At 69.0% G+C, this 16460-nt stretch carries 21 protein-coding genes; 10 read left to right on the plus strand and 11 right to left on the minus strand.

Annotation, left to right across the window (positions count from 1 at the left end):
• The first annotated feature begins 36 nt into the window (after positions 1 to 36).
• The 3 genes from AB0E69_RS02185 (at position 37) to AB0E69_RS02195 (ending at position 2600) form a co-directional block, all read left to right on the plus strand.
• The gene (locus AB0E69_RS02185; RefSeq protein WP_360138130.1) at positions 37 to 966 is read left to right on the plus strand and encodes a proline dehydrogenase family protein; all 930 of its coding nucleotides are present in this window, start codon (positions 37 to 39) and stop codon (positions 964 to 966) included.
• Positions 967 to 995: 29 nt separating this feature from the next.
• The gene (gene proC / locus AB0E69_RS02190; protein ID WP_360138133.1) at positions 996 to 1799 is read left to right on the plus strand and encodes a pyrroline-5-carboxylate reductase; all 804 of its coding nucleotides are present in this window, start codon (positions 996 to 998) and stop codon (positions 1797 to 1799) included.
• Positions 1800 to 2033: 234 nt separating this feature from the next.
• A complete protein-coding gene (locus AB0E69_RS02195; RefSeq protein WP_360138136.1) occupies positions 2034 to 2600 on the plus strand; it encodes a hypothetical protein in 567 nt (188 codons plus the stop codon).
• On the opposite strand, the gene AB0E69_RS02200 is transcribed toward AB0E69_RS02195, so the two are convergent.
• A complete protein-coding gene (locus AB0E69_RS02200) occupies positions 2597 to 3019 on the minus strand; it encodes a PPOX class F420-dependent oxidoreductase (protein ID WP_360138139.1) in 423 nt (140 codons plus the stop codon). The two genes, AB0E69_RS02195 and AB0E69_RS02200, sit on opposite strands and share 4 nt — an antisense overlap.
• 50 nt (positions 3020 to 3069) lie before the next feature.
• Here AB0E69_RS02200 and AB0E69_RS02205 point away from each other — a divergent pair, with 50 nt between their 5' ends.
• Positions 3070 to 3426, plus strand: a complete 357-nt coding sequence (locus tag AB0E69_RS02205) for a helix-turn-helix domain-containing protein (protein WP_360138142.1) — start codon at positions 3070 to 3072, stop codon at positions 3424 to 3426.
• Between the two features lie 25 nt (positions 3427 to 3451).
• Here the strand turns inward: AB0E69_RS02205 and AB0E69_RS02210 are convergent, their stop codons facing one another.
• The 5 genes from AB0E69_RS02210 to AB0E69_RS02230 form a co-directional block, all read right to left on the minus strand.
• A complete protein-coding gene (locus AB0E69_RS02210; RefSeq protein ID WP_360138144.1) occupies positions 3452 to 4198 on the minus strand; it encodes an endonuclease/exonuclease/phosphatase family protein in 747 nt (248 codons plus the stop codon).
• The gene (trpS, locus tag AB0E69_RS02215; protein WP_360138147.1) at positions 4195 to 5163 is read right to left on the minus strand and encodes a tryptophan--tRNA ligase; all 969 of its coding nucleotides are present in this window, start codon (positions 5161 to 5163) and stop codon (positions 4195 to 4197) included. The genes AB0E69_RS02210 and trpS overlap by 4 nt, the downstream gene beginning before the upstream one ends.
• A 154-nt stretch (positions 5164 to 5317) precedes the next feature.
• Positions 5318 to 6007, minus strand: coding sequence for a hypothetical protein (locus AB0E69_RS02220; RefSeq protein ID WP_360138150.1), 690 nt, complete (start codon positions 6005 to 6007; stop codon positions 5318 to 5320).
• A gap of 348 nt (positions 6008 to 6355) precedes the next feature.
• The gene (locus tag AB0E69_RS02225; protein WP_360138153.1) at positions 6356 to 7489 is read right to left on the minus strand and encodes a GDSL-type esterase/lipase family protein; all 1134 of its coding nucleotides are present in this window, start codon (positions 7487 to 7489) and stop codon (positions 6356 to 6358) included.
• A gap of 69 nt (positions 7490 to 7558) precedes the next feature.
• Positions 7559 to 8116, minus strand: a complete 558-nt coding sequence (locus tag AB0E69_RS02230; RefSeq protein WP_360138156.1) for a TetR family transcriptional regulator — start codon at positions 8114 to 8116, stop codon at positions 7559 to 7561.
• Between the two features lie 76 nt (positions 8117 to 8192).
• Between AB0E69_RS02230 and AB0E69_RS02235 the strand changes: the two genes are divergently transcribed.
• The 3 genes from AB0E69_RS02235 to AB0E69_RS02245 all read left to right on the plus strand — a co-directional run bounded on the left by AB0E69_RS02235 (position 8193) and on the right by AB0E69_RS02245 (position 10032).
• On the plus strand, positions 8193 to 8504 hold the full coding sequence (locus AB0E69_RS02235) for a hypothetical protein (RefSeq protein ID WP_360138159.1): 312 nt from the start codon (positions 8193 to 8195) through the stop codon (positions 8502 to 8504).
• Positions 8505 to 8521: 17 nt separating this feature from the next.
• Positions 8522 to 9697 (plus strand): acetoin utilization protein AcuC, encoded by a 1176-nt coding sequence (locus AB0E69_RS02240; protein ID WP_360138162.1) that lies wholly within the window; start codon positions 8522 to 8524, stop codon positions 9695 to 9697.
• Between the two features lie 119 nt (positions 9698 to 9816).
• Positions 9817 to 10032 carry a helix-turn-helix domain-containing protein gene (locus AB0E69_RS02245; RefSeq protein WP_012923942.1) on the plus strand — a complete coding sequence of 72 codons (216 nt, stop codon included), beginning with the start codon at positions 9817 to 9819 and terminating at the stop codon, positions 10030 to 10032.
• A 52-nt stretch (positions 10033 to 10084) separates the two neighbouring features.
• Here AB0E69_RS02245 and AB0E69_RS02250 read toward each other — a convergent pair whose 3' ends face one another.
• Complete coding sequence (locus AB0E69_RS02250) at positions 10085 to 10567, minus strand: MarR family transcriptional regulator (protein ID WP_360138165.1); 483 nt, start codon at positions 10565 to 10567, stop codon at positions 10085 to 10087.
• A 64-nt stretch (positions 10568 to 10631) separates the two neighbouring features.
• On the opposite strand from AB0E69_RS02250, the gene AB0E69_RS02255 reads away from it, so the two are divergent.
• Positions 10632 to 11876 (plus strand): amidohydrolase family protein, encoded by a 1245-nt coding sequence (locus AB0E69_RS02255; protein ID WP_360138168.1) that lies wholly within the window; start codon positions 10632 to 10634, stop codon positions 11874 to 11876.
• Positions 11877 to 11932: 56 nt separating this feature from the next.
• Here AB0E69_RS02255 and AB0E69_RS02260 read toward each other — a convergent pair whose 3' ends face one another.
• Complete coding sequence (locus AB0E69_RS02260; RefSeq protein WP_360138171.1) at positions 11933 to 12793, minus strand: alpha/beta hydrolase; 861 nt, start codon at positions 12791 to 12793, stop codon at positions 11933 to 11935.
• A 56-nt stretch (positions 12794 to 12849) separates the two neighbouring features.
• Here AB0E69_RS02260 and AB0E69_RS02265 point away from each other — a divergent pair, with 56 nt between their 5' ends.
• Positions 12850 to 14619 (plus strand): BTAD domain-containing putative transcriptional regulator, encoded by a 1770-nt coding sequence (locus AB0E69_RS02265; RefSeq protein ID WP_360138174.1) that lies wholly within the window; start codon positions 12850 to 12852, stop codon positions 14617 to 14619.
• A gap of 90 nt (positions 14620 to 14709) precedes the next feature.
• Here AB0E69_RS02265 and AB0E69_RS02270 read toward each other — a convergent pair whose 3' ends face one another.
• Positions 14710 to 14925: a hypothetical protein gene (locus tag AB0E69_RS02270; RefSeq protein ID WP_360138177.1), complete on the minus strand. Its 216-nt coding sequence runs from the start codon at positions 14923 to 14925 to the stop codon at positions 14710 to 14712.
• A 134-nt stretch (positions 14926 to 15059) separates the two neighbouring features.
• Between AB0E69_RS02270 and AB0E69_RS02275 the strand changes: the two genes are divergently transcribed.
• Positions 15060 to 15230: a hypothetical protein gene (locus tag AB0E69_RS02275; protein WP_360138184.1), complete on the plus strand. Its 171-nt coding sequence runs from the start codon at positions 15060 to 15062 to the stop codon at positions 15228 to 15230.
• Here the strand turns inward: AB0E69_RS02275 and AB0E69_RS02280 are convergent.
• Complete coding sequence (locus AB0E69_RS02280) at positions 15227 to 15709, minus strand: GNAT family N-acetyltransferase (protein ID WP_360138187.1); 483 nt, start codon at positions 15707 to 15709, stop codon at positions 15227 to 15229. The two genes, AB0E69_RS02275 and AB0E69_RS02280, sit on opposite strands and share 4 nt — an antisense overlap.
• Before the next feature lie 31 nt (positions 15710 to 15740).
• Positions 15741 to 16412: a class I SAM-dependent methyltransferase gene (locus AB0E69_RS02285; RefSeq protein WP_360138190.1), complete on the minus strand. Its 672-nt coding sequence runs from the start codon at positions 16410 to 16412 to the stop codon at positions 15741 to 15743.
• Positions 16413 to 16460: the final 48 nt, after the last annotated feature.

Here is a 16460-nt window from a genome sequence, read left to right on the forward strand (position 1 = left end):
GCCTGCAAACACCACTGGCAGAGGGAGGAAAAGTAAGTGCTTCGGCGAGTCCTGCTGGGCCTGTCCCGCAGCCCCCAGATCAAGAAGGCCGTGTCGTCGCTCCCGGTGTCCAGTGGCATCGTCGCGCGGTTCGTGGCCGGTGAGACCGCTCCGGAGGTCGTCCTGGCCACCGAGAAGCTGGTCAGCAACGGCCTGAACGTCACCCTCGACCACCTCGGTGAGGATGTCACCGACCTGGCCGCGGCGCAGGCCACGGCCGATGCGTACCTCGACCTGCTGAAGAAGCTCTCCGAGGCCGGCCTGACCACGAACGCCGAGGTCTCGGTCAAGCTGTCCGCGGTCGGCCAGGCGCTCCCCGGCGACGGGGAGAAGATCGCGCTCGAGAACGCGCAGACGATCTGCCACGCCGCCCGCAACGCGGGTACGACGGTGACCCTCGACATGGAGGACCACACCACCACCGACTCCACGCTGGGCATCCTGCGCGAGCTGCGCCAGGACTTCCCCGAGACGGGCGCGGTCCTGCAGGCGTACCTTCGGCGTACCGAAGGCGACTGCCGCGACCTAGCGCACGCCGGTTCCCGGGTCCGCCTGTGCAAGGGCGCGTACAAGGAGCCCGAGTCGGTCGCGTTCCAGGAGAAGCGGCAGGTCGACAAGGCGTACGTCCGCGCGCTCAAGATCCTCATGAACGGCACCGGCTACCCCATGGTCGCCTCGCACGACCCGCGGCTGATCTCGATCGCCGGTGCGCTGGCGGACCGCGCCAACCGCCAGCCGGGCAGCTACGAGTACCAGATGCTCTTCGGCATCCGCCCGGAGGAGCAGCTCCGCCTGGCCGGCCTCGGCCACACCGTGCGGGTCTACATCCCGTACGGCGAGGACTGGTACGGCTACCTGGTCCGCCGCCTCGCCGAGCGCCCCGCCAACCTGCAGTTCTTCGCCCGCTCCTTGATCAGCAAGAAGTAGACAGGCCCACGAGCAGTAACCTGAGCACCATGAGTGCACAGGTGGCCATTCTCGGGGCCGGGGTGATGGGGGAGACGTTGCTGTCCGGCCTGATTCGGGCTGGGCGGCGACCGGAGGACCTCCTCATCACCGAGCGGCGTGAGGAGCGGGCCGCCGAGCTGCGCGAGCGGTACGGCGTCGATGTCGTCTCCAACGTGGACGCGGCGGCGAAGGCGGACACGCTCGTCCTGGTGGTGAAGCCGCAGGACATGCCGGACCTGCTCGCCGAGATCGCCCCGGTGATCCAGCCGACGCAGACCGTGGTCTCGCTGGCCGCGGGCATCACGACCAGCTTCGTCGAGTCCCGGCTGCCCGAGGGCGTCGCCGTCGTCCGCGTCATGCCGAACACGCCGGCCCTGGTGGACGAGGGGATGGCGGCGATCTCCCGCGGCGCGCACTGCGACGAGAGCCACCTCGAGCTCGCCGAGGGTCTGCTGGCCGCGACCGGGCGGGTCATCCGCGTGCCGGAGAAGCAGCAGGATGCGGTGACCGCGATCTCCGGCTCGGGACCGGCGTACCTGTTCTTCGTCGTCGAGGCGATGATCGAGGCCGGCGTCCACATGGGCCTGCCGCGCAGCACGGCGACGGACCTCGTCGTACAGACCGTGGTCGGCTCGGCGAAGCTGCTCCGCGAGACCGGCGAACACCCGACGGTACTGCGGGAACGCGTCACGTCCCCAGGCGGTACGACGGCCGCCGCCATCCGCGAACTCGAAGACCACAAGGTCCGCGCAGCATTCCTCTCCGCGATCGAAGCCGCCCGCAACAGATCCCGCGCCCTAGCGGCCGAATAACACCTTAAGTGTCCAGCGAGGGGTGGGGCTTGGCGCTACCGGCGCCCAGGCACGCACCTCACGGCACTTGGCCAGCGCCCACGATGCTCCGCATCGAGGCCACTGACCAAGCACCGCGATGCACGCACCTGGACACCGCTATCGCTCAAGCCCCACCCCTCGCTGGACACTTCCTCAGCTGGCGTTAAGGTAATGCGCCGAGGTTTCCGCCATGTTCGAGGGATGAGTCCGCCCATGGGTAATGGTTCGGTCGACAAGGCCACCGCGCCTGCCGAGCTGCAGGACGTGCCGCAGTTGCCCTGGCGTGTGCCGCTCGACCCGGCGCCGTGGTGGGCGTGGGCGTTGTTCGTCACGCCGTTCATCGCCGTGCCTGCGCTGAACTCGTGGCTCTGGATGGGCGCCCGCGACATGCTCGCGGTCGCGCTGCTGACGATCATCGGCGCGTCGGTCGTCCGGGTCGCCGGCGGCGTCGTGCTGTACCGCGTCGAGCTGTTCGAGACCGGCGTGAAGGCGCGGACCAGCATGCTGATCCGCAGCCTGGCCTGGCAGGACATCGGCAAGATCGAGGTCGGCGACGACAACGTCGTGCTCACCCGCGGCCCGGACGAGAACGAGATCAACGGCATCCCCACGGACCGCACCGAGGAGGTCGGCGCGGTGATGGAAGCCCTGCGTCAGCAGGCGTTCTCCCTGCCGACCCGCCGCCACCGCCCGCGCCCCGGCGTCGGTGCGGCCCTGGTCCTGCTCTACATCGTCCTGTCCATCGGCGCCTTCCTGCTCCGCTGGCACATCGTCCTCTAGGCCCACGGCCCTTCACCGCTCACGCGGTCGACGGTCACCCGCGCGACGACAGCGTTGGCGAGCACAGCCTCGGTGGTGAACGGGAACTCGTCCTGCCCGAGATACTTCTTCGTCAACCGATCCATCAACGGCTTGTACTCCGCTGTGCCCGGCTCCGTCAGCGTGACCCGACCCCGTGCGATCAGGTACTGCGTGAGCCCCCGTGTGCTGGTCCGATCGTCCTGCAGGAGCAGCGTGATCCGCGGATCGCGCCGCAGGTTGCGCGTCTTCCGGTGCTTCTCCTCCAGGCCGAGCAACAGCTCGTCCCCGTCCCGCTCCACCCACACCAGCGCGGCGTGCGGCGACCCGTCCGGGTTGATCGTGATCATCGTGATGTCCCTGGGCTCCTCGAAGAGCCGGTAGCTGCTTTCCGGAATCATGCACACGACGCTAGCCAGCGCCGTGGGAACCCCTGGGTACCCTGATCGCCGTGGACGGAGTAGAAGCTGGTGACGTGTTCCTGGCGGACTGCCCGGCGCGCCTCGCCGTCGAGGTGATCGCCGACAAGTGGGCCGTGGTCGTCCTGTGGGGCCTCAACGACCGCGCCCGCCGGCACTCGGAGCTGATCGAGCTCATCGGCGGCATCTCGAAGAAGGTGCTGACCCAGACCCTCCGCCGGCTGCAGCTGAACGGTCTGGTGGAGCGTCACGACTACGGCGGCGTGCCGCCCCGGGTCGAGTACGCGCTGACCGACCTCGGCCGCACCCTGATGGTTCCGATCCGGCTGCTCACCGAGTGGGCGGAGGAGAACGGCGAGGCGGTGCTGACTGCGCAGGAGGGAGGATGAGGCACGGACTTCTCTTTGTGGCCTCCTACTGAAGCTCTAGCGACGCGACCACGGGCCAGTGGTCGCTCGGGAGCCGCCCGTTCGGGCGGTAGTGCGCGACGGCCGCGTCGGTCACCGTCCAGGTGGATGTCACCAGGATGTGGTCGATGCGGTCGTCGTCCTCCGACCCGGTGAAATCGTGCCAGCTGCCACCGACCGCGAGCGGTACGGCGAGCCGCAGCCCGGCATCCACCAGCGTCTTCACCGGCGGCGAGTCCGGCGTCGCGTTCAGATCGCCCATCACGATCCACGGCAGCGAACCCGCCACCCAGCGCGCGATCAGCCGCGACGACTGCAGCTGCGCGACCTCGCCCGCATGGTCGTAGTGCGTGTTCGCGACGCCGATCGTCGTACCGTTGCGGTGCCGCAGCCAGACCAGCGTCGCGATCCGGGTCAGGTCCGCGTCCCAGCCGACCGATCCCGGCGTCCCCGGGTCGTCGGACAGCCAGCGCGTCTCGTGCCGCTCGACCCGCCAGTCGCCCGGCCGGACCAGCACGACCGAGTGCTCACCCGCGCTCATCCCGTCCTCCCGGCCCGCTCCGACGATCTCGTACTTCGGGAACCGCCAGCGCAGGTACTCCAACTGGTCGGGCAGCACTTCCTGCAGCCCGACCACGTCGGCGTCGAGGTGCTCGATCGCCGCCACCGTCGCGCCCCGCCGGACCGGCCAGGCGTTGTCGCCGTCCGGTGCCGAGGAGTTGCGGATGTTGAACGTGGCGGCGCGGAGCTTCATGGGGCAGATCCTGCCAAACCCATCGCCCGGGTCGCCGCCTGGAGTCGCGGCGTGCTGGCTTCGATCGCGCGGTCCCGCCCCTGGGCGAGCATCGCGTCGATCGCCCCCGGGTCCGTGGCCAGCCGCGCGAACTCCTTCTGCAGCGGCTCGATCACGGCCAGCACGGCATCCGCGACGTCCCGCTTCAGGTCGCCGTACGACGTGTACGAAGCGGCCAGCTCGAACGGGTCGGCGTCCGTGCAGGCGGCCAGGATCTCCAGCAGGTTGGTGACACCGGGCTTGTTCACCTCGTCGTGGCGGACCTCGTTCTCCGAGTCGGTCACCGCGCGCATGATCTGGCGGCGGATCACGTCCGGCGGGTCGAGCAGCCGGATCGTCCCGACCGCGTTGTCGGCGGCGGACTTGCTCATCTTCGCGGTCGGCTCGGCCAGGTCCTTGACCCGCATCGCGAGCGCCGCCTTCGCCAGCTCCGGTACGACGAACGTCTCGCCGTACTCGCGGTTGAACCGGATCGCGATGTCCCGGGCCAGCTCGACATGCTGGTCCTGGTCACCGCCGACCGGGACCCGCTCCGCGCCGTACAGCAGGATGTCCGCGGCCATCAGGCACGGGTACGTGAGCAGCGAGGCCCGCGTCATCGGCCGACCCTTGCCCTTCTCCTTGTACTGGACCATCCGGAACAACTCACCGACGTACGACGTGCACTCGAGGAGGTACGCGAGCTGTGCGTGCGCGGGGACGTCGGACTGGACGAACACCGTGCCCTCGGGGACACCGGCCGCGAGCATCAGCGTGGCGAACTCGCGGGTGAGGCCCGCGAGTCTTCGAGGGTCGTGCCGGGTCGTCATCGCGTGCAGGTTCGCGACGAAGTAGAAGCCGTCCGGGTCGGTGAACCGGCGGAGCGCGCCGAGGTGGTTGCCGAGCGTCAGCCGGCCGGACGGGGTGATGCCGGAAAGCGAGGTCATGATCGTGCCCTTTCGGTGCGTGGAGCCCCACCGAGGACAGAAAAAGGCCGCCTCGGCGAGGCGGCCTTGGTGGCTGCGTGCGAACACGCTGGGGTGGACCGCCCTCAGACGGCCCACCACAGCTGCAAGTTCGTGTTCACGCGTCCACTGTAGCTCACCGGGGGCCGGTCAGAGCCTGGACGGCAAGCTCGTTGCGGGCGTCCTGGCCGAGTGGGATCGAGGTGTGCAGGCCGTCGCGCAGGTAGCTGGCCAGCCGGTTCGGTTTGACCGCCAGGTACTCGGCCCAGCGGACGATCCGCAGGTTGCCGTGGCCCTTCTGCGCGTCCGACAGCTGCAGGTTGACCCACGCGCTGTTCCGCTGGTCGGCGAGCTGCATCGTCGCGGTGACGGCCTTCCGGGCGACCTGGATATTGATCCAGTACACCGTCCGGTTCGGGCCGACGATGCTCAGCGCGCGCTCGACCTGCGCGGCGAACTTCGGCGGGTCGAAGATGTCGTTGGTCCCGGTCGCCATCAGGATCCGGCGCGGCAGACCGAAGCGGCCGGCCCACGCGGCCAGCGCGTCGACCGCACCGACCGTCGGCCGCCCGGACCAGTTGTGGACGGCCAGCTGGCTGCCGTCCCGTCCGGCCAGCCGGATCGCCAGCGACTTGCCGTCCTGGACGGCGATGCTGTCGCCGAACATGAACACGCCGTTGGTGTCGAGTACCTTGCGGATCTGGGTGTCGGTCGAGATAGCTCGCGTGCCGGACGACCACGGGCCGAGCGAGCCGGATCCATAGGTGCCGGTCGGCGTGGCGGCCGCCGCCGGCAGGGCAGAGACGGCAACGGACGACGCGGCCACGGCCGCTCCCGCCGTAAAGATTTGCCGTCGGTTCGGTTTCATCGAGTACAAACGCTTCCTCACGGAACGGAACTGTGCGGTCTGAGGGCCGAGAGGCGCAAGTCCGGTTCTCAGGTTTGCAGCTACCTGCGACACGCTCCGTGATCGCGGGCAGGGTACAGGACTAGTCCGCGCTTCGTAACCCTCCGCAACCGAATCGCGTCCGTCTCGGCAGGTTCCTGCAAGTCTTGTAACACTTTGCAGTCCTCGAGCGATGAACGGCTTGTTGAACCTATGACGGGCGGGCGCGACCCAGGAGGGGTGTCGCGCCGGCCCGTTGTTGTTTCGAGACCTGCTCTCAGCCGCCGCTCAGCTGGTCGGGACCGGGCTGAGGTCGATCGCGTCCAGTTCGGTGTAGCAGTCGCCCTTGGTGAACTTCAGCGTGTTCACACCCGCGTTCAGCGGCAGGTCGACGGCCGACTCACCGAGCAGGTCCCAGCTGTACGACGGATAGCTGATCGTCGCCGGCGGCCCGCCGTTCGCCGACACCTTGTGGCTGCAGACCGTCCCCATCCCGTTCGCGCCACGGGCGCGGACCCGGTAGGTGCCGGCGGTGCCCAGCTCGAAGGTGAAGGTGACCGAGCTGTCGGGGTAGTCGATGTAGCCGATCTTCGCGCCGCCCGATGCCGAGGTGATCTGCGTCCGTTTGGCGTTGGTGACGGTCGCGTTCGCGGTCTGCTCGGCCTCGAGCCGGGTGATCGGTACGCCGGTCAGCGCGCCGTACCAGCGGATCGCGGCCTTGGATGCGGCGCCGTAGTTCGGATGCCACATATCGACGAAGTCGTACGGCTGGAAGAGACCGGAGTTCGCGTCCAGGAAGCTCACCTGCTTGCCGGAGGCAACCTTCGCGGCGACGATACCCGGGATCGTGTAGTTGTAGGCCGCCACCCGGCTGTAGTGGTTCGGGTCGGCGAGCTGCGGGATGCTCGAGACGAACACCTTCGCGTTCGGCAGCGTGTTGCTGATCGTGTCGAGCAGCGTGGACAGCTTGCCCGGTGCGGCGCCCGCCGACGCGTCGTCGTACATGTCGTTGGTGCCGATCTGGAGCGTGATCACGTCCGGCCGGTAGGTGGTCAGCCAGCCGACGACGCTGCCCTGGATCTGGCCGATCGTCCAGCCGCCGTGACCTTCGTGGTCGCGGTCGCCGAGCACGCCGGCCGGCCCGCTGGTCACCGAGCCGACGAAGTCGATCGGCCGGCCGTCGGCGCGCAGCAGCTGCCACAGGTCGGCCCGGTAGGCCGCGCCGGGCGCGTCGCCGCCGGCCGTGTTGGAGTCGCCGAGCGGCATGATCTTGGTCGGCGTGGCGGCGTTGATGGGCACTGCGGGCAGCTCAGCGGGCAGGTTGGCTGACTGATTGGCGGCCGGCGCCGTGGCGGGGCTCAGGGTGAAGGCAAGCGCGGCCACGCTGACCAGCGCGGGGAGTGCACGGACGATCGCACGCATGGGCAGGACTCCTTCGGGGCGGGGGGAGGACTGCCCTCGATCGTCATCCGGCGCTGGGGGGCGGGCAATCTATTCGATCGGCCTAGAACCCGTCACCAGCTCGTCGATCAGCGGCCCGGCGACCGCCATCAGCTCCTCAGGTGAAGCATCCAGCCCGTCGAGCCGGACCAGGTGCCGGCTGATCACCAGACCGAGGGTGAGTGCGCCGATCACGCCTGAGCGCAGTACGGCGTCCTCGCCCGGAAGCAGCGCCGCGACCTGCCGTTGCTGGGCTGCCATCGCCGTACGGACCTCGTCGGCGGCCTCGGGATGGCTGAACATCGCCCGCAGGGCCGCAAGTGCGGCGGTCGGCTCGTCGGCCAGCTTGCTGGTCAGGGCTTCGGTGAGTTGCCGGGCGATCTGGTCGGGCGTGCCGTCGATCGGGCCGTCGGCCGGGATCGCGGCCGCCTGGGCGAACAGCTTCTCCTTGGAGCCGAAGTACCGCATCACCAGGCCGGGGTCGCTGCCGGCCGCGGTCGCGATCGCGCGGATCGTGGTCCGGTCGAAGCCCTGCTCGCCGAACAGCCGCCGGGCCGCGGTCAGGATCCGGTCCTCGGTCTGGCGTCGTTGCTCGAGCCGGGTCGTCATCGCTTCAGTCTACGGGTGTTGACTCGGGTGTTACAGTTTCAGTCAACGCTTGTAGACCGAAACTGAGGAGCTTCCGATGCTGCAGGTGATCGTGCTGACCTTCCTGGGCGGGCTGATGGGGACGAACGGCATTCCGCACTTCGTCCAGGGGATCACGGCCCGCGAGTACCCGAACGTGACCGGGAACTCGGCCACCAACAACGCGGTCGCCGGCCTGGCGGCGTTCGCGATCGCCGGGGTGCTGATCGCGCTGGCTCACGTCGATCGGCATCCGTGGGCGGCGTTGATCGCCGGGGCTCTGGGCACCGTGGTGATGTCGGTCTTTCATGCCCGGCGCGGTGCGTTCTGGATGAGCAGAAGGTTCGGGAAACCTCTTCCGGAGGTCTGACGGCTAAGGTCTTTGCCATGAGCGGTGAGGCGTTGCTGGTTTTCGATGACGCGTTGACGGCGTACGACTTCGGCCGTGGGCACCCGATGAGTCCGATCCGGGTGGAGCTGACGATCAAGCTCGCCCGGGCCCTCGGCGTACTCGACGAGCTCAAGGTCGTACCGGCGCCGAGCGCGGACGACGCGCTGCTCGAAACCGTGCACACGGCGGAGTACGTCGACGCGGTGAAGCGGGCCGGGCTGGATCCGACCGAGTCGGATCCGACGCACGGGCTCGGGACCAGCGACACGTACTGCTTCCCGCAGATGCACGAGGCGTCGGCGCACATCGTCGGTGCCTCGGTCGAGGCGGCGCGGGCGGTGTGGGAGGGCGACGTGCTGCACGCGGCGAACATCGCGGGCGGCCTGCACCACGCGATGCCCAACCTGGCCAGCGGGTTCTGCGTGTACAACGATCCGGCGATCGCGATTCAGTGGCTGCTGGACCACGGCGCCGAGCGGGTCGCGTACGTGGATGTCGACGTACATCACGGAGACGGCGTGCAGGCCGTGTTCTACAACGATCCGCGAGTGCTGACGGTGAGTCTGCACGAGTCGCCGACGACGTTGTTCCCAGGGACGGGCGGCGCGGGTGAGACTGGCGGGCCGGACGCGGAGGGTACGGCGGTCAACATCGCGCTGCCGCCGTCAACGGATGATGCCGGGTGGTTGCGGGCGTTCCACGCGGTCGTGCCGGACGTGGTGAAGGCGTTCCGGCCGTCGGTGCTCGTGACGCAGCACGGATGTGACTCGCATGCGAAGGACCCCTTGGCGCACCTGTCGAAGTCGATCGACGGGCAGCGAGCGGCGTACCTCGCTCTGCACGACCTCGCGCACGAGGTCGCCGGTGGGAAGTGGGTCGCGACCGGTGGTGGTGGGTACGCGATCCTGGACGTCGTCCCGCGGGCGTGGACGCACCTGCTGGCGATCGTCGCCGGCGCCCCGATCGACCCGTCCACGGAGGTCCCCGAGTCCTGGCGCGACGACGTCCAGCGCCGCTTCGGTCGCTCTGCGCCGCGGCTGATGACCGACGGTCACGACGCGTCGTACGCCGCCTGGTCCACCGGCTACAACCCCGGCACGTGGCTCGACCGCTCGATCAAGGCGACACGCGACGCTTCGTTTCCTTTGTTAGGTCTTGATCCAACCTATTGAGTCACAGGAGTCCCCCTCTTTCCCATTCGTACCAACAGCCACTACGCTCGGGACATGCACGGGCGGAGGTGCCGGAGGGGAAGCCGGCGCACGATCCGTGCTGGAAGTGCGGTGCGCAAATGGCATCAAAGAAGTCCGGTGGTGAGCAGCCGCTCGCCGAGGTGAAGTTCCTGACCGTGGCGGAGGTCGCCACGGCCATGCGCGTGTCCAAGATGACCGTGTACCGGTTGGTGCACTCCGGAGAGCTGCCCGCGGTGCGGGTGGGTCGTTCGTTCCGGGTCTCCGAGGACGCCGTGCACGACTACCTCAAAGGCGCCTTCTTCCAGGCCGGATAACACTCACCCGTCGGGGCCGGTCGCAGTCTAGGGACCGGCCCCTTCGGCATGTTCAGCTCCGGAACAGCCCGCGGAGCGCCTTGGCGGCTTGCTCGGTGGCGTCTTCCGGCAGGTCGGACCACAGTTCGTGGTGCGCGGCTGAGCTCGCCTTGACGGCCTCTTCGGCCAGCTTGACCCCCTCCGGCGTCAACCGGATCTGGGTCCCGCGGCCGTCCTCCGGATCCGGCTCGCGTACGACGAGGCCTCGCCGTACCAGCTGATTCGTCACGTTGCTGGTACCGCCGGACGACAGTAGCAGGCTCCGGCTCAGGTCCGAGGGCTTCTGGCGGTACGGCGCTCCGCTCCGCCGCAGCGACACGATCACATCGAACTCGGCGGTCGTCAGCTCCAGCTCGCGGAGCACCCGCCTGGTCACCTCGTTCAGCCGGCCGGCCAGGACCATGATCCGCTTCGACAGCTCACTCGTCGGATGGAGCACCTCCGGCAGCTCCTGCCCCCAGGAGTCGATCAACCGATCTACCGGGTCGTCTTTCACGATTGACAGTCTAGGATGCTTTGGTGATAGCTTTCAGTAAAGCTTTCCAGTGAGGGAGATCTGCATGCTGTTGCTCAAGGGTGGAACCGTGATCGACACCTTCCCGGAGGTCGTCGTACGGCGCGGGACCGACGTGCTGGTGGACGACGGGCGGATCGTCGCGGTCGGGGAGGGGTTGTCCGCGGATGCGGAGGTGATCGACGCGCGCGAGCGGATCGTGCTGCCCGGGTTCGTGGACACGCACCGGCATCTCTGGCAGACCGCGTTGCGCGGGACGGTCGTGGACGCGAGCCTCGGGGTGTACTTCGAGCGCGTGCTCGGCGGGTACGGCGCGCGGTACCGGCCGGAGGATGTGGCGGCGAGCAACCTCGTCGGCGCGCTCGAATGCCTGGATGCCGGGATCACCACTGTGCAGGACTTCTCGCACGTGCCGCGCACACCTGAGCACGCGGACGCGGCGCTGGACGCGTTGGAGCGCAGCGGGATCCGTGCTGTGTTCGGCTACGGGCCGTCGCCGCTCGGAGGAAGTGTGGTTGACCCCGACGGGATGCGGCGGCTCATGGGTCGCCAGTCGGAGCGCATCAGCCTGGCTGTTGCTGCGATCGGGCCGTCGTTCGCGCCGTTCGAGACCGTCCAGGCGGACTGGGAGCTCGCGGACTCGCTCGGCGTGCCGGTCGTCGTACACATCAGTAGCAGTTCAGACATTCCGGACCCGGTCACGCGGTTGCGCGATGCCGGTCTTGCTCGGCCGAACACGCTGTACGTGCACGGCAATCTGCTGCCGGACTCCCAGCTCAAGGTCATCGCGGACACCGGCGCCGCGGTCTCCGTCACCCCGACCGTCGAGTCCCGGATGGAGATGGGCCAACCGCTGGCCGGTCGCCTCCGGGCCGCCGGCGTCGACTTCAGCCTCGGCATCGACGTGGTCACCACGTCCGGCGGCGACATGTTCCGTGCGATGCACGAAGTACTTGCCCTCGGCTACCAATCCTTCACTGCCGCCGACATCCTCCAACTGGCAACGTACGGCGGCGCCCGCGCCCTCGGCCTCGCCGACGTCGGATCCCTCGCGATCGGCAACAAGGCCGACCTGCTCCTCCTCCGCACCACCGACCTCAACCTGGCCGGCGGCCTCCACGACCCCGTGGCAACAGTCGTCACCGCCGCCCACCCCGGCAACGTAGACACCGTCCTGGTCGCCGGCACCCCAGTCAAACGCAACGGCCAACTGACCACCACCCCGATCACCGCAGCCCTCAACGCCCTGTCGTCATCAATCGCACACCTCACAAGCCCCCTGGCCGCCTAACCCAGCCGCCTGGCCCCGCGCCGGCCCGGAGGCGCCCGCCCCCGCCTCTCTCCCGTTCAGCGTTTCAAGAGGGTTTGGATTGCTGTGGTGATTTCGGTGGGGGACTCTTCTGCCATGAAGTGGCCGGCGGTTGTGGTTCGGTGGTCCAGGTCGGTGGACCAGGCCTGCCAGCGAGCAGCGGCGTCGAAGCCGAGGGCGGCGCCCCAGTCCTGCTGGATCACCGTGACCGGAATCAGCAGTTTGTTGCCTGCAGCAAGATCTTCCTGGTCGTGCGTGACGTCGACCGTCGCCGACGCCCGGTAGTCCGCGACGATCGACGGCACCGCACCCTTCGACGCCGCGAGGTACGCCGCCCGCACGTCGGCAGGGATCGCCGCAGAATCCTTCGTCCACACGTCCAGGAAGTGCCCGAAGAACTCATCGGACGTCGCCGCGATCATCTGCTCCGGGAGCCCCGGCTCCTGCGCCATCAGATACAGATGAAACCCGACCGCAGCGCTCGTCCCGTGCATCACGTCCCACATGTCGAGCGTCGGCAGTACGTCGAGACACATCAAGTGGCTCACGACCTCCGGATGATCAAGCCCAGCCCGAAACGCGACCAATGCGCCGCGATCATGCCCGACCAACGCGAACGACGGATGCCCCAACTCCCGCACCACGGCGACGATGTCGGCCGCCATGGTGCGCTTGGAGTACCCGTCCAGCGGCTTGTCGCTGGCGCCGTACCCGCGCAGGTCCGGGCAGATGACCGTATGACTGTCCGCCAGCGCCGGCCCAACCTTGCGCCACATCAGATGTGTCTGCGGGAAGCCGTGCAGCAGGACGACCGGTGCGCCGACGCCACCGACCGCGACATTCAGCTGTACGCCGTCGACGCCGCCCACCCGGTGGTACTCGAATCCAGGAATCTTCACGTCCGGCAGCCTGACGGACCCGGATGAGCATCCGATGAGCGCGCTACCGTGTCCGGGTGGAGTTCGGGGTGCTCGGGCCGGTCGTGGCCTGGGACGATGCCGGGCGGCCGGTCGAGCTGAAGGGTCCGCGGCACCGCGCGGTGCTGGCCCGGCTGATCATCGCCCGCGGTCGCGTCGTACCCGCGACCGTGCTGGTCGACGACCTGTGGACCGATCCACCTGATGGTGCGTTGAGCGCAGTACGGACGTTCGTCGCGGCGCTGCGCCGGGCTCTGGAGCCGGACCGAGCGCCGCGCACGCCGGCGAAGCTGCTGATCACCGAAGGCCCTGGGTACGCGTTGCGTTCGGATGCAGTCGACGCTTGGCGCTTCGAAGCTGCGATGCAGGCGACGCGCTTGCCGGAGTTGCTTGCTGCGTTGGGTTTGTGGCGTGGTCCGGCGTACGCGGAGTTCGCCGACGAGGGCTGGGCGCGAGCCGAGCGAACGCGGCTGACCGAGCTGCGCCTGCACGGCATCGAGCGGGTAGCCGAGGCGCGGCTCGAGCTGGGCCAGGCGGCCGAGGCGGTGCCCGACCTCGACGCGCACGTGACCGACCACCCGTGGCGTGAGGACGCCTGGCGGCTGCTCGCCCTCGCCCTGTACCGCAGCGACCGCCAGGCCGAAGCCCTCGCCGTACTGCGCCGCGCCCGCGCGACGCTGACCGGCCAACTCGGCCTGGATCCCAGCAAAGCCCTCGCCGAGCTGGAGACCGACATCCTCAACCACGCCGAGCATCTGACCGGGAACGTCTGGGCCGACACCGCCGCCGCGTACAACCGCGTCGTCGGCGGCACCCGAGCCCGACTCGAATCGACCGTCGGCCTGCTCCGCAACCTGGCCGTCACCGGCGGCGGAGGGCTCGAGACCGCCCGCCGGCACCGCCTCGCCGCAATCGCTGCCGCCGACGATCCGGACGTGGCAGCGCGGGTGATCGGCGCGTACGACGTACCCGCGATCTGGACCCGCTCCGACGACGAGGCGCAGGCGGCCGCCATCGTCGCCGCGGCCGAGCGCGTGCTGCCGACCCAGGACCACCCGAGTATCCGAGCTCGTCTGCTCGCCACCATCGCCCTCGAGTCGCGCGGCTCCCACTCGACCCGGCCGCGCGAGGCCGCTGCCGAAGCCGAACAGCTCGCTCGCGGCCTGGACGATCCCGCCTTGCTGGCCTTTGCACTCAATGGCGTGTTCATGCAGACCTGCCACCGCGCCGGCCAGTCGGTCGAACGCGACGCCATCGGTGCCGAGCTCGTCACGCTGTCGCAACGCCACGACCTCTTCACGTACGAGGTGCTCGGCCACCTCATCCAACTGCAGTCCGCTTGCGCCGCGGCCGACTACACCGCCGCTGACGACCACGCCGCAGCCGCCGACGCCCTCGCCGCCCGCCACGAACTCCCACTCGTCGCCGTCTTCACCCGGTGGTACGCCGCCCTCCGCGCAGACACCCCGGAGTCCTACCGGGCCGCCGCGGCACTACTCGACGGCGCAGGTATGCCCGGCCTCAGCGACGGACTCCTCCCGCTAGCCCTGGCCACGCACGCGCTACGGCACGACGAGCCGATCCCCGACGTCGACTACGGCCCGCACGGGCCCTGGGTGCGTGCGACGGCCCACGTGCCAGATCCGCCGCCTGGCTTGCTGCTGGAGCTCCACTGGGCACTCGTCGCCAGGCAGACCCGCGACGAGCAAGTCCTGGCACGTGCCCAGACCGCTTTGTCACCCGCAGCCGACCAGCAAACCGCCGGCAGCGGCCTCCTCACCCTCGGCCCAGTCGCCGCCTACCTCTAGCCGCGGACCGTCCAGCTCCGGACCGTCCAGCTGGAGATCGTCCGGCTAGGGATCGTCCAGCTAGGGATCGTCCAGCTGGAGATCGTCCGCTTACAGATCGTCTGGAGAGCCGAGCTCGGACTTGCGGTCGGCGGCAGCGCGCTGCTCGTGGTGGGCGTGGTGCGAGGTCGGCCGATAGGCCTCCTCGTAAGCGGCGAGAGCGCCCGCGACGGCGGACCCGCGGCCGCGCTTCCTGGCCCACGAGGCGAACCACGTCAGCCCCGCGAGCACCACGACGAGTCCACCGAGAAACAGCACGTACGCCATACCTCGAAAGTACCCGGCGCCCTAGGTCACGTCAGCGGTCGACGAAGTCCGGACTCCCAGCAGCCTCCCAGGATTCGCCAAGTGCGGTCCCAGTCCGGAACGCCAGGATGAGAGCACCAACCAAGGAGGCCACCATGCCGATCAAGATCGTCAAGACCGTTGCTGTAGGCACCATCGCGGCCCTGGGCCTGGCCGCGGTCGCGTTCACGCCGGCGGCGTACGCGAACGTAGACAGGACCGCGGCCCCCCACCTGGCAGTGCTGACCGAGCCGATCGTCCAGGTGCCCACGCGCAAAGCAGCTTAGAGCGCGAGGCTCCAGTCGTTGCAGCGCATCCAGTGGCCCTTTGGGTACTCGAAGTCGCGCGGACCGATCAGGGTGAAACCGGCCTTCCGGCACAACGCGTTCGAGGCTGCGTTCTCGACGCCGGGGTACGCGTGCAGCGTCGGATGCTTGTCGTGCGCACCAGCGACCTTCGCCACCTCGTGCACGGCTGCCGTAGCCAGTCCGCGGCCCTGGAACTCCGGCAGGATGGACCATCCCGTCTCCCAGACGGTCCCGCTGTCCTCCTCGTGCTCCCAGTAGCCGATTAGCCCGGTCCGCTCGCCGTCGTCGGTCACGATGACGAACATCTCCCCGACGAAATCGTTCTCGACGTACTTCCGGTGCCGGTCGCGCAGCTTCTCCGGCGTCTCCGGCCCACCGAGGTACGCCGTCATCTCCGGCGCGTTACACCGCTCCAGCAACCAGAAGTCGCCCGCACCCCACGCCACCAACGAGACCATGCCGGAAGTACACCACCCGGCCCCGACAGTTTCAGCCCGCCCGCCGAGCCCGAACGGCCAACTTGTGCGGCACCCCCTCGCCCGGCTCCTCGAACCGCTCGAGGACCAGACCGGTCGCCAGAAACGCATTGAGATACGCAGCCAGCGGAAGATGGTTCATGCCGATCCGCCGCCGGATCCCGTCGGCAGCCCAGTACGGCGCCGCGTGGTGCCAACCCGACTCGGTGTACGACGGATGCACCAGTCGGCTGCCGTCCTCGTTCCACAGCGTGTGCGGCCCGTTGAAGCACGGATGGACGCCGTACGCGACCAGCAGACCACCCGGTCGCAGCACCCGCGTCGCCTCGTGCAGCACCCGACCGAAGTCCTCGACGTCCGTTGAGATCCACATCACCATCGCTGTATCGAACGAACCATCCGCGAACGGCAGCGCAGCTGCGTCGCCGACCATCAACGGGCCGTCCGTCCGGGTGCGAGCCACCCGCAACTGGTCCCGTGAGTAGTCCAGCCCGACCACCGATCGACCGGTCGCGCGGATGGTCTCGAAGTTCCGGCCGGTGCCGCAGCCGATGTCCAGGCAGGGTCCGGTTCCGGGGCCGAGAAGGTCCAGCAGACCGGGCTGATGAGGTGGAGCGTCCTGGACGAAGCGTTCCTCGTACCAGTCGGCCAGACCGTCGTACCGTGCCTTCGGAATCGTGCCCAAACCGGCCTCCCCAGGTCGGGTCCAGTCTAGTGGGGGAGGCTTGTTTAG

It is taken from the genome of Kribbella sp. NPDC026611, assembly GCF_040638345.1.
Classification (GTDB): Bacteria; Actinomycetota; Actinomycetes; order Propionibacteriales; family Kribbellaceae; genus Kribbella.

Bases quoted from the DNA above. Each gene is read 5' to 3' on its own strand.
- proC (WP_360138133.1), top strand. From the start codon at position 996: ATGAGTGCACAGGTGGCCATTCTCGGGGCCGGGGTGATGGGGGAGACG.
- AB0E69_RS02195 (WP_360138136.1), top strand. From the start codon at position 2,034: ATGGGTAATGGTTCGGTCGACAAGGCCACCGCGCCTGCCGAGCTGCAG.
- AB0E69_RS02200 (WP_360138139.1), bottom strand. From the start codon at position 3,019: ATGATTCCGGAAAGCAGCTACCGGCTCTTCGAGGAGCCCAGGGACATC.
- AB0E69_RS02210 (WP_360138144.1), bottom strand. From the start codon at position 4,198: ATGAAGCTCCGCGCCGCCACGTTCAACATCCGCAACTCCTCGGCACCG.
- trpS (WP_360138147.1), bottom strand. From the start codon at position 5,163: ATGACCTCGCTTTCCGGCATCACCCCGTCCGGCCGGCTGACGCTCGGC.
- AB0E69_RS02225 (WP_360138153.1), bottom strand. From the start codon at position 7,489: ATGCGTGCGATCGTCCGTGCACTCCCCGCGCTGGTCAGCGTGGCCGCG.
- AB0E69_RS02230 (WP_360138156.1), bottom strand. From the start codon at position 8,116: ATGACGACCCGGCTCGAGCAACGACGCCAGACCGAGGACCGGATCCTG.
- AB0E69_RS02235 (WP_360138159.1), top strand. From the start codon at position 8,193: ATGCTGCAGGTGATCGTGCTGACCTTCCTGGGCGGGCTGATGGGGACG.
- AB0E69_RS02240 (WP_360138162.1), top strand. From the start codon at position 8,522: ATGAGCGGTGAGGCGTTGCTGGTTTTCGATGACGCGTTGACGGCGTAC.
- AB0E69_RS02245 (WP_012923942.1), top strand. From the start codon at position 9,817: ATGGCATCAAAGAAGTCCGGTGGTGAGCAGCCGCTCGCCGAGGTGAAG.
- AB0E69_RS02255 (WP_360138168.1), top strand. From the start codon at position 10,632: ATGCTGTTGCTCAAGGGTGGAACCGTGATCGACACCTTCCCGGAGGTC.
- AB0E69_RS02270 (WP_360138177.1), bottom strand. From the start codon at position 14,925: ATGGCGTACGTGCTGTTTCTCGGTGGACTCGTCGTGGTGCTCGCGGGG.
- AB0E69_RS02275 (WP_360138184.1), top strand. From the start codon at position 15,060: ATGCCGATCAAGATCGTCAAGACCGTTGCTGTAGGCACCATCGCGGCC.
- AB0E69_RS02280 (WP_360138187.1), bottom strand. From the start codon at position 15,709: ATGGTCTCGTTGGTGGCGTGGGGTGCGGGCGACTTCTGGTTGCTGGAG.